The sequence below is a fragment of the Nocardiopsis gilva YIM 90087 genome (assembly GCF_002263495.1).
GTDB classification, from domain to species: domain Bacteria; phylum Actinomycetota; class Actinomycetes; order Streptosporangiales; family Streptosporangiaceae; genus Nocardiopsis_C; species Nocardiopsis_C gilva.
This window is the reverse complement of the sequence record NZ_CP022753.1, coordinates 2369648-2382989: the sequence shown is the minus strand read 5'-3', so window position 1 is coordinate 2382989 and position 13342 is coordinate 2369648. Positions and strand designations below refer to the sequence as shown.

Genomic DNA, 13342 nt, shown 5'->3' with positions numbered 1-13342 from the left:
TGCGCGCGGGGTGGCACCGTCCCTGCGTCACGCCCCGCCGGTCGGATCGGTGTCCGCGTCCGCTGAGAGCCCAGCTTTCGCTTCGGCCGCCCTGCGGCGGCGTCGGCGCCACAGGAGCACACCGCCCGCGACCGCCAGCGGCAGCACCACCAGGATGAGGATCGGCACGAGGATGGCCAGGATCGACATCACGGCGCTGCAGATGTCCTCGATGGTGCTGACGACCGGGCCGCCCGCGCCGAAGGTGACGGTGTTGAGCACCGGCCGGGCCAGCGCCTTGAGGCCGTGGAAGACCAGCGCGATGACGATGCCGGTGACGATCGGCCACCAGGAGCCGTCGCCGGTGCCCGCGGACGCCAGGTCGGTGGTGTCGACCGCGGCGGCGCCCGCGCCGAACGTCAGCCCGCCCGATGTCGGGCGGACGAACGTCTGCACGACGTCGTTGATGCTGTCGACCGCGGGGATCTTGTCGGCGACGAGCTCGAGGACCAGCAGGACGCCGACCAGGATGAGGACCGCCGGGTGTTCGAGCCACTGCCAGCCGGGGCCGAGGGTGAGGAGGTCGGTGTAGCGGGCGATGAGCCCGACCGCCAGCAGCGGTATGTAGGCGTTCAATCCGGCCGCCGACGCCAGACCGGTTCCGGTCAGCAACTCCAGCATGTGCTCTCTTCCCGCTCGTCTCCGCCCTCGCGTGCCAGGGGCACACGAGGAGAGACGCTCCGGACCGGCCGCTGGTTCCGGAGCGTGCCCCCGCGGCGGGGTGGGAAGGGCGGTCGGCTACGGGTCGGCTACTGGCGGTACCGCCGGACCTCGTCGGCCGAGCGGGGCTGGGCCGCGTCGGGGTCCTGGCCGTACTGCTGCAGTGCTCGGCGTCGCCGCAGCAGGTCCCAGCACTGGTCGAGCGACTCTTCGAGTTCGCGCATCCGGCTGCGCTCCTGGGACGTCAGCCGGTGCTCGTTCTGCTCGCGGAGATCGCGCTCCTCGGTGACCAGGGCGTCGATCCGACTCAGGATCTCACTCTCCCGACCATTGGCATCGTTCATGCGTTCCATGGTCGGCTAGTCCCACCCCTGCGGCAAGTGCCGGTTCTGCGTGTCCTCGCAGCTCAGAGCTGGCCGGGCGGCGGGAGCGACTCAGTGGCGCGCGGTCGGAGCGCGCTGCGAGCACCCCGATTCCACCCGAGAGATCCGGAAAAACACCGATACTTCTGGGAGTATGCCGACGCGGGCTCCCCTCGGACTCCGGCCTCGAGACGGGTCCGGGGTCCCGCTGGGGCGCACAGCGGGAACAGCAGCGGCCAAAAATACCTTGAGGGGGTATATGATGACCGACGAAGAGCAAGATCGGGGGAGCACCGCCATGGCGACCTACGGCTATCACGACAACAAGCAGAGCCATCTCAATCGGCTGCGCCGCATCGAGGGCCAGGTCCGGGGTCTCCAGCGTATGGTCGAGGACGATGCCTACTGCATCGACATCCTCACCCAGACCTCCGCGGTGAACAAGGCGCTGCGTTCGTTCGCCCTGTCCATGCTGGACGAGCACCTGAAGCACTGCGTCGCCCACGCGGTGGCGAACGGTGGCGAGGAGGCGGAGATCAAGGTGCGCGAGGCTTCCGACGCCGTCGCGCGTCTCGTCCGCTCCTGACCGCGTGCCATCGGGCACCCCGTCCACCGACCGAGAATCGAGGATCTTTCCATGGCCACCACCACCATCACCGTCAGCGGCATGACGTGCGGGCACTGCGAGAAGGCCGTCAAGGAGGAGCTCGGCGCCCTCCCCGGCGTGACCTCCGTGGGCGTGGACCTGGAGAGCGGACGCGTCTCCATCGAGAGCGAGGCGCCGCTGACCGACGAGCAGCTGGCGGCCGCCATCGACGAGGCCGGGTACGAGATCGCCGGCTGACTCGCTGGCGGGCACTGCCCGAACGACACCGCCGTCGACGGAACCGTCCGCGTCCGGCGGACCGGGCGGATCCACCGCAGCGGACGGAGCGCGCCCTGCCTCAGCCCCCGGCCACCGGGATGTCGAGCAGCCGCGCGCTCTCCTTCCGCGCCGCCTCGGCGTTCAGGTAGTGGTCGGCGACGTGGTCGACGAAGGTCGAGGGAACGCCGTGGGCGAAGCCGAGCCGGGACACCTCGCCGCCGAGTGTGGCGCGGATCAGCCAGTTGGCCGCCACACGCGCGCGAGCCGGGGCCGAGGGGACCGCCCACAGGTGGTAGGCGCGGGTCACCGCGAATGCGGGGAGGCCGGAGAGGTCGATGCCGAACGGCCGCGCCACGGCGTCCTTTCCGCTGAGGTCGACCACCAGCCCCATGTCCTCGTGTACGAAGGGGCGCAGCGGCCGGTTCAGCAGTGAGGAGATCACGTTCTCGGCGGCGATGACGCCCTGGCGCTGCGCGTACTGGGCGGTGGGCGGGCAGAGCGCCGTCTCTTCGGGTGAGTCCAGGTTCGGAATCGCCGCGGCGTCCCCGATGGCGAAGACATGGGGCTCGTCGGCCGTGGCGAGGTCGGAGCCGACCAGCAGTTTCCCGCGCTCGGTGGGGGTGCCGACGGAGGCCATGAGCGGGCTCGGCGTGGTTCCGGCCGTCCAGATGAGCGTGCGGCACGGCAGCACCCGGCCATCGGTCAGGGTCACCTTGCTCTCCGTCACGTTGCGGACGGAGTCCTCCAGCGTGACCTCGATGTCGAGGTTCCGGAGCAGGTCCAGTGTCTCCTCGCCCAGCTTGACGCCCAGTTCGGGGAGGAGGCGCGGTGCGATGTCGATGAGGTGCCAGCGGATGGCCGAGCGCAGCTCCGGGTAGCGCGACGCGGCCTCGTCGGTGAGGCGGCGCAGGGAGGCGGCGGTCTCCACGCCGGTGTAGCCGCCGCCGACCACGATGAAGCGGCAGCGCTCCTCGCGCTCCGCCGGGTCCCTGCTGGCGTTGGCGAGTTCGAGTTGGGCGAGGACGTGGTCGCGGAGGACGACCGCCTCGGCGAGGTTCTTGTTGCCGAAGCCGTGCCGGGACAAGCCGGGAATGTTGAAGACCCGGGTGAGGCTGCCCGGCGCGAGGATGAGCCGGTCGTAGCGCTCGTAGGTGAGTTCGTCGGAGATCTTCTTGATCAGGACGACGTGGTCGGTGGTGTCGACGCCGATCGCCGTTCCGGGCACGATGCGGGTCCGGTGCAGCATCCGGTGCAGGGACACCGCGACCGACTGGGGTGTGAGGAGCCCCGAGGCCACCTGCGGCAGCAGCGGGCTGTAGAGCATGTAGTCGTTGGGCGCGACCAGCACGATGTCGGCCATGCCCTTGGGAATGCGCCGTTCCAGTCGGCGGAGGGCGTGCAGCCCCGCGAATCCGGCACCGATCACCACGATACGAGGTCGTGCCATGGTCGAATCCCCCTATTGATCGGCCCGGCACCGCCACCCCGGCGGCCGCTGTCGCTGTGGCCTCGTCCGGTGCTCACCGTGCTCGACAGCCCCTCGCCTCCGGGGTGCGCACTGCCGGAAGACTCTGGCCGCTGTGATCAGGGCTGCCCGTATCGGCTCAGGTCAAACGTAGGCCGCGGCGGCGGGGCGAGACGGAGGACGCGCCGGTGACCTGCACCTTTAACCCGGATTCGCATTTCTGACGAAGCTCATTCCCGGGTTTCATCTACCAACAATCGAGCAAATACCACTTAGTGTGACCATCCAGTCACCCATGGAGATCGGCGCTGAGACGCGCCGATATCGGAGGTCGCTGAGACCTCGGCGCACCGGGGAGGGAATCACATGCGTGGTGTCAGCACGGGCGCGGCCATCGCGATCACGACCGGAGCCCTACTCATGACGACCGCGGGGGCCGCCGGAAACGCATCGGAGAAAGCGACCGCTCAGGGCCCGACCGAGGACCTTGTCGCGGTTCTCGCAGCCGTCGAAGACGTGTGCTCGGTGGCAGACGAGTTGCCGGATACCGATCTCCGCGACGTGGGGGCTGCCCTACCCGACGAACGGATTCCGGCCGCCTCCGACGTGCCAGGAGTTCCTGACCGCAAAGCACCCGGGGGTCACCGGCCACCCGCAGCGGGAGCGGACGTCGGGCAGCCGGATGAACTCATGCAAGTCGTCGAAGCATTGTGCGCGAAGGCCGAGGACATCGGCCTGGACACGATCAATGTGCCAGTGCTCGGCAACTTTGGTTCCGATCAGTCCCGGTGATCTCCCGCGGCTGCCCACGGATGACGCGCCGCGTCTTCCTGGCCGGAGATAGCCCGGTCGGCTCCGGCGCGTCATCGGCGCAGGCGGAGCTTTCGGGCGCGCCAGCGGCCCCACGTACGCCGACCGTGAGCGGGAAGACCTGAGCGGGGCCGGCACCCCGCCGGTCGGCGGCTCCGCGCGCGGCCGCCGCTCACTCCCCGGCGAGGAGCGCGGCGGTGCCCATGTGGAGCAGCAGCTCGGCCATCCGCTCCTCCGGGAGCCGACCGGCGCTGTGCGGGGTGGAGTTGAGCAACCCGAACGTGGCGTGCACGGCGGCGCGCAGGACTTCGGGCGGGGCGGTGGGCCGCAGCAGGGCGAGCACGTTCACCCACTCCTCCACGTAGCCGCGTTGGAGCCGCCGGACACGGCGGCGGTCGGGTTCGGGGACGTTGTCCAGTTCGCGGTCGTGCACGGTGATGAGGGCGGGCTCGCGCAGCGCGAAGGCGATGTGCCCGCGCAGCAGGGCGTCCAGCGCCTCACGTGGACCGGAGGAGGCGGCGACGCGCTCCCGGCCGTCGGCGGCCAGCCGTTCGCTGATGTCCAGCAGCATCGCGGCCAGGAGCGCCTCCTTGCCCGGGAAGTGCCGGTAGAGGGCGGGGCCGCTGGTGCCCACGGCGCGCCCCAGGTCTTCGATGGACACGCCGTGGAAGCCGCGCGCGGCGAACAGGTCGGCGGCGGCGTGCAGGATCTCGGCCCGGCGTGTCCCCGCGGTCCGGCTCGCCATGGTTCTCGTCTCCCCCTCGTCCCCGGTTCTGCGGGCCGACCGGCCGCTCGCCGACCGCTGCGATGTGACCCTGGACACCGAGGTTAATGGTCACTAACATCGGCCATGTTAGCGACCATTAACACCTCAGGCCAGAGGGGACTCGATGAGCAGGGCACCCGTGCTCACCTCGGCGATCGACACCAACAGCGCGGCGTACGCCGCCAACGCCGAGGCCAACCGCTCCCTCGCCGCCGAGCTGCGCGAGCGGATCGCCACCGCCGCGCTCGGCGGCCCGGAGAAGACGAGGATCCGGCACGTCGAACGCGGCAAGCTGCTGCCGCGCGACCGGGTCGACGCGCTGCTGGACCCGGGCTCCCCCTTCCTCGAACTCTCGCCGCTGGCCGCCTACGGCCTCTACGGCGACGACGGGCAGGACGCGCCCGCGGCGGGGCTGATCACCGGGGTCGGCCGGGTCGCCGGGCGCGAGGTCGTGGTGGTGGCCAACGACGCCACGGTCAAGGGCGGCAGCTACTACCCGATGACCGTCAAGAAGCACCTGCGCGCCCAGGAGGTGGCGCTGCACAACCGCCTGCCGTGCGTCTACCTCGCCGACTCCGGCGGGGCGTTCCTGCCGATGCAGGACGACGTCTTCCCGGACCGGGAGCACTTCGGGCGCATCTTCTACAACCAGGCGACCATGTCGCAGCTGGGCATTCCGCAGATCGCGGCCGTGCTCGGGTCGTGCACCGCTGGCGGCGCCTACGTTCCGGCGATGAGCGACGAGGCGGTGATCGTGCGCGAGCAGGGCACCATCTTCCTCGGCGGGCCGCCTCTGGTGAAGGCGGCGACGGGCGAGGTCGTCACCGCCGAGGAGCTGGGCGGCGGCGAGGTGCACTCGCGGACCTCCGGCGTGACCGACCACCTGGCCGAGGACGACGCGCACGCGCTGGACACCGTGCGGCAGATCGCCGCGACGTTCGGGCCGCGCGACGAACCCATCTGGGAGCGGCGCGAGACGCTCCCGCCGGCGCTCGACCCCGAGGAGCTGTACGGCGTCATCCCCGGCGACACGCGCACGCCCTACGACGTTCGCGAGGTGATCGGGCGTGTCGTGGACGCGAGCGAGTTCACCGAGTTCAAGGCGGAGTACGGGACGACGCTGGTCACCGGGTTCGCGCACATCCACGGGCACCCCGTGGGAATCATCGCCAACAACGGCATTCTGTTCAGCGAGTCGGCGATGAAGGGCGCGCATTTCATCGAGCTGTGCGACCGGCGCCGGATTCCGCTGGTGTTCCTGCAGAACATCTCCGGGTTCATGGTGGGTCGCGACTACGAGGCCGGCGGCATCGCCAAGCACGGGGCCAAGATGGTCACCGCCGTGGCGTGCGCGCGGGTCCCGAAGTTCACCGTCGTCATCGGCGGGTCGTTCGGGGCGGGGAACTACAGCATGTGCGGGCGGGCGTACTCGCCGCGGTTCCTGTGGATGTGGCCCAACGCGCGGATCTCGGTGATGGGCGGCGAGCAGGCGGCGTCGGTGCTGGCCACCGTCCGGCGCGACCAGCTGGAGGCGCGCGGCGAGCAGTGGTCGGCGGAGGCGGAGGAGAGCTTCAAGGCGCCCATCCGCGACCAGTACGAACACCAGGGCAGCCCGTACTACTCGACGGCGCGGCTGTGGGACGACGGCGTGATCGACCCGGTGGACACCCGCACGGTGCTCGGGCTGGCGCTGTCGGCGGCCCGGCACACGCCACTGGAGCCGGTCGGCTACGGCGTCTTCCGGATGTGAGGTTGCAGGTGACGGAGTCAACGGGAGCACCTGGGGCGACGGCCGGGGCCGCGGAGACCTCAGGGGCCGCAGGGAGAGCTGGGGCGACAGTGTCAGCGGAGGCGACGGAGTCGAAGATGACGAACACGCGCGCGGCGATGACCGCCGCTCCGACGGTGCTGGTGGCCAACCGGGGCGAGATCGCGGTGCGCATCATGCGCACGCTGCGGCGGCTGGGGATGCGGTCGGTGGCGGTCTACAGCGACGGCGACCCCGACGCGCGCCACGTGCGGGCGGCCGACGTGGCGGTGCGGGTGGGCGGCGCGAGCCTGGCCGACAGCTACCTGAACGGGACCGCCATCATCGATGCCGCGCTGGCGACCGGCGCGACCATGATCCACCCGGGGTACGGGTTCCTGTCGGAGAACGCGGGCTTCGCGCGGGCGTGCGGCAAGGCGGGGCTGACCTTCGTCGGCCCGCCGCCGGAGGCCATCGAGGCGATGGGCGACAAGATCCAGGCGAAGGCCACGGTGTCGGGGGCCGGGGTGCCGCTGCTGCCCGGGTTCGCGGAGGAGGCCGGGCGCCCGCTGTCCGACGCGGAGTTGGAGCGGGCCGCGGCGGAGGTCGGGTACCCACTGTTGATCAAGCCGTCGGCCGGTGGCGGCGGCAAGGGGATGCGGTTGGTGCGCGATGCCGGTGAGCTGGCCGGGGCCGCAGCGGCGGCCCGTCGCGAGGCGGCCGCGGCGTTCGGCGACGCGACGCTGCTGGTGGAGCGGTTGGTTGAGCGGCCCCGGCACATCGAGGTGCAGGTGCTGGCCGACGCGCACGGCAACGTGGTGCATCTCGGTGAGCGCGAGTGCAGCCTGCAGCGGCGACACCAGAAGATCGTGGAGGAGGCGCCGTCGCCGCTGCTGACGGAGGAGCAGCGGGCGGCGATGGGCGCGGCGGCGGTGGCCGCGGCCACGGCGTGCGGGTATGTGGGCGCGGGGACGGTGGAGTTCATCGTCCAGGGGCCCGGTGCCACCGCGGAGTCCGGCGGCGTCGGGGAGGCCGGTGCGCGCACGGCACCCGGGCACGACGAGGCGGAGGTTCCGGGGGAACCCCTTACTTCAAGTGAAGCCGACAGGGCACGCACCCGACCAACGGCATCCGCCGACCTGGGGACAACCCGCGAACTCGACTACTCCTTCCTAGAGATGAACACCCGCCTCCAGGTCGAGCACCCCGTCACCGAAGCCGTCACCACCGTCGACGGCCACCGCGGCGTCGACCTCGTCGAGCTGCAGCTGCGCGTCGCCCTTGGCGAGCGCCTCCCCTTCTCCCAGGCCGACATCGGCCTGTCCGGCCACGCCGTGGAGTCCCGCGTCTACGCCGAGGACCCCGCCCTCGACTTCCTGCCGACCGGCGGCCGGGTCCTCCTCCTCGCCGAACCCGAAGGCGAGGACACCCGCGTCGACTCCGGCCTGGACGACCACGCCGAGATCACCTCCGCCTACGACCCCATGCTGGCCAAGGTCATCACGTGGGCCCCGGACCGCCCCTCCGCGCTGGACCGGATGGACGCCGCGCTCGCCCGCTACACCCTGCTCGGCTGCGGCACCAACGTCGCGTTCCTGCGCCGCCTCCTGCGCCACCCCGACGTCGCGGCCGGGAACCTCAGCACCGACCTCACCGAGCGCATCCGCCCCGACCTCATCCCCGAGGCCGGCGACGCCGTACCCGTCGAGCTCTACGCGGCCGCCGCCCTCGACCACCAACTCCGGCTGGAGCCGACCGACCCGCGCACCGACCGCTTCGACGTCCCCGACGGCTGGCGCGTCGGCGGCCCTGCCTGGACCACCTGGCGGCTGCGCGCGCCCCGCCATGACCCGGTCACGGTGCTGGTCCGGCGCACCACGACACCCGACGCGCCCCGCTCGCCCGGTGCGCCCATCGGCTACGAGGTCCGCGTGGGCGACTCCGACCCGCTACCGGCACGCGCGTCGCGAGCGCCGGACGGCCGCTCCCTGACCGTCGACTACGGCGGGCGCACCGTGCGCTACGCCCGCGCCGTCGACGGCGACGACCTGTGGCTGGGCCGCGAGGGCTCGGCCTGGCAGCTCCACGAGGAGCCCGCGTTCGCGACCGCCCGCGAGGCCGAATCCGGCGGCGACGGCACGCTCCGCAGCCCGATGCCGGGCACGGTGCTCTCAGTCCCGGTCGATCAGGGGCAGCGGGTCACCGCCGGAACCCCGGTCGTCGTGGTCGAGGCGATGAAGATGGAGCACGCGGTCACCGCCCCCATCGACGGCGTCGTCACCCGGCTGGAGGTCGCCCCGGGCCGCCCCGTTGCCATGGACATGCTTCTGGCCGTCATCTCCGCGGACGACAGCGCGCCGGCCACCGAGCCACCAGCCAACCCATCGGCGGCACCACACCCGCCGTCCGCCACCGCACCCACCGAACCGGCGCGACCCGCCGATTCCGTCGCCCCCAAGGAGTGACCGACATGACCCACCGACTCTCCGACGAGCACGAGGAGCTGCGCCGAACCGTCGAGGCGTTCGCCCGCGACGAGGTCGCGCCGGTCATCGGCGACTTCTACGAGCGCGGCGCCTTCCCCTACGACATCATCGCGAAGATGGGCCGGATGGGCCTGTTCGGGCTCCCGTTCCCCGAGGAGTTCGGCGGCATGGGCGGCGACTACTTCGCGCTCTGCCTGGCCCTGGAGGAACTCGCCCGGGTCGACTCCTCGGTGGCCATCACCCTGGAGGCCGGGGTCTCCCTCGGCGCGATGCCGATCTATCGCTTCGGCAGCGAGGAGCAGAAGAAGACCTGGCTGCCCCGGCTCTGCTCGGGTGAGGCGCTCGGCGCGTTCGGGCTCACCGAACCCGGCGGCGGTTCCGACGCCGGAGCCACCCGCACCACCGCCCGCCTCGACAACGGCGAGTGGGTGGTCAACGGGACGAAGTCGTTCATCACCAACTCCGGCACCGACATCACCACGCTCGTCACCGTCACGGCCATCACCGGCGAGCGCCCGGACGGCCGCCCCGAGATCTCCGCGATCCTCGTACCGTCCGGCACCCCGGGCTTCTCCGTGGGCCAGCACTACTCCAAGGTGGGGTGGAACGCCTCCGACACCAATGAGCTGGTCTTCGACGACTGCCGGGTGCCCGAGGCCAACCTGGTGGGCGAGCGCGGCCGCGGCTACGCCCAGTTCCTGCGCATCCTGGACGAGGGGCGCATCGCCATCGCCGCGCTGTCGGTGGGCCTGGCCCAGGGGTGCGTGGACGAGAGCCTGCGCTACGCCGCCGAGCGCGAGGCGTTCGGCCAGCACATCGGGCAGTACCAGGCCATCCAGTTCAAGATCGCCGACATGGAGGCCCGCGCCCACACCGCCCGCCTGGCCTACTACGACGCGGCGGCGCGCATGCTCGCAGGCGAGCCCTTCAAGAAGGAGGCCGCCATCGCCAAGCTGGTGGCGTCCAACGCCGCCATGGACAACTCGCGCGACGCGACCCAGATCTTCGGCGGCTACGGCTTCATGAACGAGTACCCGGTGGGCCGCTTCTACCGCGACGCCAAGATCCTGGAGATCGGCGAGGGCACCAGCGAAGTCCAGAAGATGCTCATCGCCCGCGAACTGGGTCTCCCGGCCTAACTACTCTGTGCCGCGCGTGCCGCGGCCGGGTCGAGCGACGACATCCGGTCGCGGCATGCGGCGCCGCACGCGGCCCCCGGCGGGTGCCTACCCGTGGGTGACGCGGATCTTGGACTGGCCGTGCGGCTGCTTCTCCCAGTCGTCCATGAAGCGCGCTTTGAGCCCGTGCCTCTCGGCCAGGGCGATCAGGGTCTCGGTGCGGTAGTAGAAGTCCTCGTGCAGCACGTGGTGCTCCTTCCCCTCCGTACGGTCGAAGGTGAAGTCGAACCACCCGTCAGCGGCCAGAATCCGCCCCACGTGCGCCAGGCATTCGTCGATCACATCCAACGGCGAATGGGAGAACACGCTGTGGGCGTGGACCACCCGGAAACGGGCGTCGGGCAGGAAGGTGAAGGTGAGGTCGCGCACCGGGGTGAGGTGCGGCAGCTTGTCCTGCAGCCGCTGGCGGGCCAGGGTCTCCTGGGCGGCGACGAGGATGTCCGGCGAGATGTCGATGCCGTAGTAGTTGCCGGTGTCGAGGTAGTCGATGAACCGCCACCCCGCGCGCAGGTTTCCGCACCCGATGTCGAGCATGCGGTCACCCGGCTGCAACCCGTGGGAGACGAGATAGTCGAACTGCATCTTCCCCAGCGCCAGCCAGCGGTCATGGGTCTGGGATCCGACGGCGGCCTCGGGGCTGCTCGCGGTGTCATGCTTCATGACGGCGCGGTAGTAGGAGACATGGTCCGGGTAACGCAGCCGCAGCCACCTGTCGCGCCCCGCCCGCTTGAGGTAGCCCGGTATCTTTCCGGGGTTCCGCAGCGCATAGCCCATTTTGTGACCCAAGGTGGAGCGGTCCGCGGTCACATTCTTCCTCGGCACGGCGATGGATTCCTCTCTGTCGCGGCTCCCTGCCTTCGAATCGAAGCCTGCCAGACCATGGAGGCGAATGGTGCGAAGGGCGCCGCGACCTCAATTCCGGACAATCATCGCGAATCGGATCAAGCTTCCTGACCATCTAAAACGGAAATCGGTCACCGTAACCCGGATGATAATCGGCCCGTTTATCCCGTTCCCACCACCTCGGCCGACGAACTGCACAACCGAACCAGAATCAGCTGCCGTAGGCCGGTTCCGGGGGCGCCGCACCGGCGAGGAGGGTGTGGATCGTGGCGCCGATTTCGTCAGCGTGCCAGCGCGCGCCCTTGTCGATGGCGGGGCCGTGGCGGTAGCCCTCCATGACGCAGATGCGTCCGCCGTCGACCTCGAACACGCGGCCCGTCACTTTCGCTGACTCCGAAGATCCGAGCCAGGCCACCAGGGGCGAGACATTGGCCGGGTCCATCCGGTCGAAGGTGCTGTTCTCCGGCACGGCCATGGTGTCGGCGAACAGGTCCTCTGTCATGCGGGTGCGCGCGGCCGGGGCGATGGCGTTGACCCGGACGCCGTAGCGCGCGAGCTCGGCGGCGGCCACCAGGGTCAGGGCCACGCTCCCGGCCTTGGCCGCCGCGTAGTTGCTCTGCCCGACGCTGCCCAGGAGCCCGGCGCCGGACGACGTGTTGATCACGCGCGCGTCGACGTCGCGCCCGGCCTTCGCCTCGGAACGCCAGTGGGTCGCAGCATGTTTAAGCGGCAGAAAGTGCCCGGTCAGGTGGACGCGCACGACGGAGTCCCATTCCTCCTCGGTGAGGTTGACAAGCATGCGGTCGCGGAGGAAACCAGCGTTGTTGACCAGCACATCGAGTCGCCCGAACGTGTCGAGCGCGGTGCGGATGAGGTCGGCGGCGCCTTCGGTCGTGGAGATGTCACCGGTCGCGGCGACGGAGTCCCCGCCGAGATCGCGGATCTCCTCCGCCACCTGGGCGGCCGGCTCCCGCGAGTGGCCCGTGCCGTCACGCTCCACACCCAGGTCGTTGACCACAACCTTGGCGCCCTGCCGCGCGAACTCCAAGGCGTGTGCCCGACCCAGTCCGCGCCCGGCTCCGGTGATGATGGCGACTCTGTTCTCACAGATCATGCGTTGTCCTCCCGGTCGGGGGTGTGCGTGTCGGCGATGGCGTCACCGGTCGATGGCTGCTGGCCTCTGGTGGGTGACGCCGTCGATGCTTGTGCCGCGGCGTCCAGGAACGCGGGGCGCTCACCTCCGCCGTGCAGCAGCAGCGAGGCGCCGCTGATGTAGGCGGCGGACGGCGAGGCCAGGAAGACACACGCGTGGCCGACATCGGCGGGCTCAGCGAGCCGACCCAGCGGCACGGTCCGGGCGACGGCGGCGACGCCCGCCGCGTCGCCGTAGTGCATCGCCGACTTCTCGGTCCGCACCATCCCGACGGTCACCGCGTTCACCCGCACCCTGGGCGCCCACTCGACCGCGAGGGAGGCCGTGAGGTTGTCCAGTCCCGCCTTGGCCGCGCCGTAGGCGGCGGTGCCCGGGGAGGGACGATGCCCGCTGACACTGCCGATCATGATGATCGAGCCGCCCCCGGGCCGACCCTGCAACACACGATTGGCGGCACGCGAGACGATGAGCGGGGCGATGAGGTTGAGCTCGATCACCTTGGCGTGCCTGCGCGCGTCTCCCTCGCTCGCGGGCAGGTACGGGGTGCCGCCCGCGTTGTTGACGACGACGTCGAGATCGGCGATCCCGCCGATGAAGTCCGCCACGGCGTCGGCGTCGCGGACATCGACCCGCTCGAAACCGACCCCCTCGGGCAGGCCGTCCGGCTCTCGGCGGGCGCAGGTGATGACGTGGGCACCGGCCGCGCGAAACGCGGTGGTGATGCCAAGACCGACACCGCGCACACCACCGGTGACCACGACCGTCATCCCGCTGAGGTCCGCTGCGTGCGGCACGGCCCACCTCCTGCCGAGCTTTTCACCAACCGTTCCAACAGTCCCCCGTTGATCTCGGAGATATTGGGGTCAAAACTGCCCGTGAGACCCCAATATCTCCGAGATCAACGGAACTCGTCGCTGCTTCAGCTCTCCCGGATCTCACCCTTGGAGGCGTCCGCGGCGGGCTGCTAC

The 13342-nt window shown here is 70.8% G+C and carries 13 protein-coding genes; 6 read left to right on the top strand and 7 right to left on the bottom strand.

Annotated elements, in window-relative coordinates; all coding sequences use genetic code 11:
• Positions 1-27: 27 nt before the first annotated feature.
• On the bottom strand, positions 28-660 hold the full coding sequence (locus CDO52_RS10920; RefSeq protein WP_017617218.1) for a DUF4126 domain-containing protein: 633 nt from the start codon (positions 658-660) through the stop codon (positions 28-30).
• A gap of 128 nt (positions 661-788) precedes the next feature.
• Positions 789-1043, bottom strand: coding sequence for a DUF2630 family protein (locus CDO52_RS10915; protein ID WP_017617219.1), 255 nt, complete (start codon positions 1041-1043; stop codon positions 789-791).
• A 316-nt stretch (positions 1044-1359) separates the two neighbouring features.
• On the opposite strand from CDO52_RS10915, the gene CDO52_RS10910 reads away from it, so the two are divergent.
• Positions 1360-1647, top strand: coding sequence for a metal-sensitive transcriptional regulator (locus CDO52_RS10910; RefSeq protein ID WP_026125501.1), 288 nt, complete (start codon positions 1360-1362; stop codon positions 1645-1647).
• 51 nt (positions 1648-1698) lie between these two features.
• Positions 1699-1905 carry a heavy-metal-associated domain-containing protein gene (locus tag CDO52_RS10905; protein WP_017617221.1) on the top strand — a complete coding sequence of 69 codons (207 nt, stop codon included), beginning with the start codon at positions 1699-1701 and terminating at the stop codon, positions 1903-1905.
• Positions 1906-2005: 100 nt separating this feature from the next.
• Here the strand turns inward: CDO52_RS10905 and CDO52_RS10900 are convergent, their stop codons facing one another.
• Positions 2006-3373, bottom strand: a complete 1368-nt coding sequence (locus tag CDO52_RS10900; protein ID WP_033299307.1) for an NAD(P)/FAD-dependent oxidoreductase — start codon at positions 3371-3373, stop codon at positions 2006-2008.
• 384 nt (positions 3374-3757) lie between these two features.
• On the opposite strand from CDO52_RS10900, the gene CDO52_RS10895 reads away from it, so the two are divergent.
• The gene (locus CDO52_RS10895) at positions 3758-4183 is read left to right on the top strand and encodes a hypothetical protein (protein ID WP_017617223.1); all 426 of its coding nucleotides are present in this window, start codon (positions 3758-3760) and stop codon (positions 4181-4183) included.
• A gap of 190 nt (positions 4184-4373) precedes the next feature.
• Here CDO52_RS10895 and CDO52_RS10890 read toward each other — a convergent pair whose 3' ends face one another.
• Positions 4374-4946, bottom strand: coding sequence for an SACE_7040 family transcriptional regulator (locus CDO52_RS10890; protein WP_017617224.1), 573 nt, complete (start codon positions 4944-4946; stop codon positions 4374-4376).
• A gap of 160 nt (positions 4947-5106) precedes the next feature.
• Here CDO52_RS10890 and CDO52_RS10885 point away from each other — a divergent pair, with 160 nt between their 5' ends.
• The 3 genes from CDO52_RS10885 (at position 5107) to CDO52_RS10875 (ending at position 10339) form a co-directional block, all read left to right on the top strand.
• Positions 5107-6717: a carboxyl transferase domain-containing protein gene (locus tag CDO52_RS10885; protein ID WP_094932361.1), complete on the top strand. Its 1611-nt coding sequence runs from the start codon at positions 5107-5109 to the stop codon at positions 6715-6717.
• 116 nt (positions 6718-6833) lie between these two features.
• On the top strand, positions 6834-9179 hold the full coding sequence (locus CDO52_RS10880; RefSeq protein ID WP_232524438.1) for an acetyl/propionyl/methylcrotonyl-CoA carboxylase subunit alpha: 2346 nt from the start codon (positions 6834-6836) through the stop codon (positions 9177-9179).
• A gap of 5 nt (positions 9180-9184) precedes the next feature.
• Positions 9185-10339 carry an acyl-CoA dehydrogenase family protein gene (locus CDO52_RS10875; protein ID WP_026125502.1) on the top strand — a complete coding sequence of 385 codons (1155 nt, stop codon included), beginning with the start codon at positions 9185-9187 and terminating at the stop codon, positions 10337-10339.
• 87 nt (positions 10340-10426) lie between these two features.
• On the opposite strand, the gene CDO52_RS10870 is transcribed toward CDO52_RS10875, so the two are convergent.
• The 3 genes from CDO52_RS10870 to CDO52_RS10860 form a co-directional block, all read right to left on the bottom strand.
• Positions 10427-11152: a class I SAM-dependent methyltransferase gene (locus tag CDO52_RS10870; protein WP_394296712.1), complete on the bottom strand. Its 726-nt coding sequence runs from the start codon at positions 11150-11152 to the stop codon at positions 10427-10429.
• Positions 11153-11432: 280 nt separating this feature from the next.
• Positions 11433-12335 (bottom strand): SDR family oxidoreductase, encoded by a 903-nt coding sequence (locus tag CDO52_RS10865; protein WP_017617228.1) that lies wholly within the window; start codon positions 12333-12335, stop codon positions 11433-11435.
• Entirely contained in the window at positions 12332-13168 is an 837-nt protein-coding gene (locus CDO52_RS10860) for an SDR family oxidoreductase (protein WP_269769183.1), read from the bottom strand. The genes CDO52_RS10865 and CDO52_RS10860 overlap by 4 nt, the downstream gene beginning before the upstream one ends.
• Positions 13169-13342: the final 174 nt, after the last annotated feature.

Bases quoted from the DNA above. Each gene is read 5' to 3' on its own strand.
- CDO52_RS10920 (WP_017617218.1), bottom strand. From the start codon at position 660: ATGCTGGAGTTGCTGACCGGAACCGGTCTGGCGTCGGCGGCCGGATTG.
- CDO52_RS10915 (WP_017617219.1), bottom strand. From the start codon at position 1,043: ATGAACGATGCCAATGGTCGGGAGAGTGAGATCCTGAGTCGGATCGAC.
- CDO52_RS10910 (WP_026125501.1), top strand. From the start codon at position 1,360: ATGGCGACCTACGGCTATCACGACAACAAGCAGAGCCATCTCAATCGG.
- CDO52_RS10905 (WP_017617221.1), top strand. From the start codon at position 1,699: ATGGCCACCACCACCATCACCGTCAGCGGCATGACGTGCGGGCACTGC.
- CDO52_RS10900 (WP_033299307.1), bottom strand. From the start codon at position 3,373: ATGGCACGACCTCGTATCGTGGTGATCGGTGCCGGATTCGCGGGGCTG.
- CDO52_RS10895 (WP_017617223.1), top strand. From the start codon at position 3,758: ATGCGTGGTGTCAGCACGGGCGCGGCCATCGCGATCACGACCGGAGCC.
- CDO52_RS10890 (WP_017617224.1), bottom strand. From the start codon at position 4,946: ATGGCGAGCCGGACCGCGGGGACACGCCGGGCCGAGATCCTGCACGCC.
- CDO52_RS10880 (WP_232524438.1), top strand. From the start codon at position 6,834: ATGACGAACACGCGCGCGGCGATGACCGCCGCTCCGACGGTGCTGGTG.
- CDO52_RS10875 (WP_026125502.1), top strand. From the start codon at position 9,185: ATGACCCACCGACTCTCCGACGAGCACGAGGAGCTGCGCCGAACCGTC.
- CDO52_RS10870 (WP_394296712.1), bottom strand. From the start codon at position 11,152: ATGGGCTATGCGCTGCGGAACCCCGGAAAGATACCGGGCTACCTCAAG.
- CDO52_RS10865 (WP_017617228.1), bottom strand. From the start codon at position 12,335: ATGATCTGTGAGAACAGAGTCGCCATCATCACCGGAGCCGGGCGCGGA.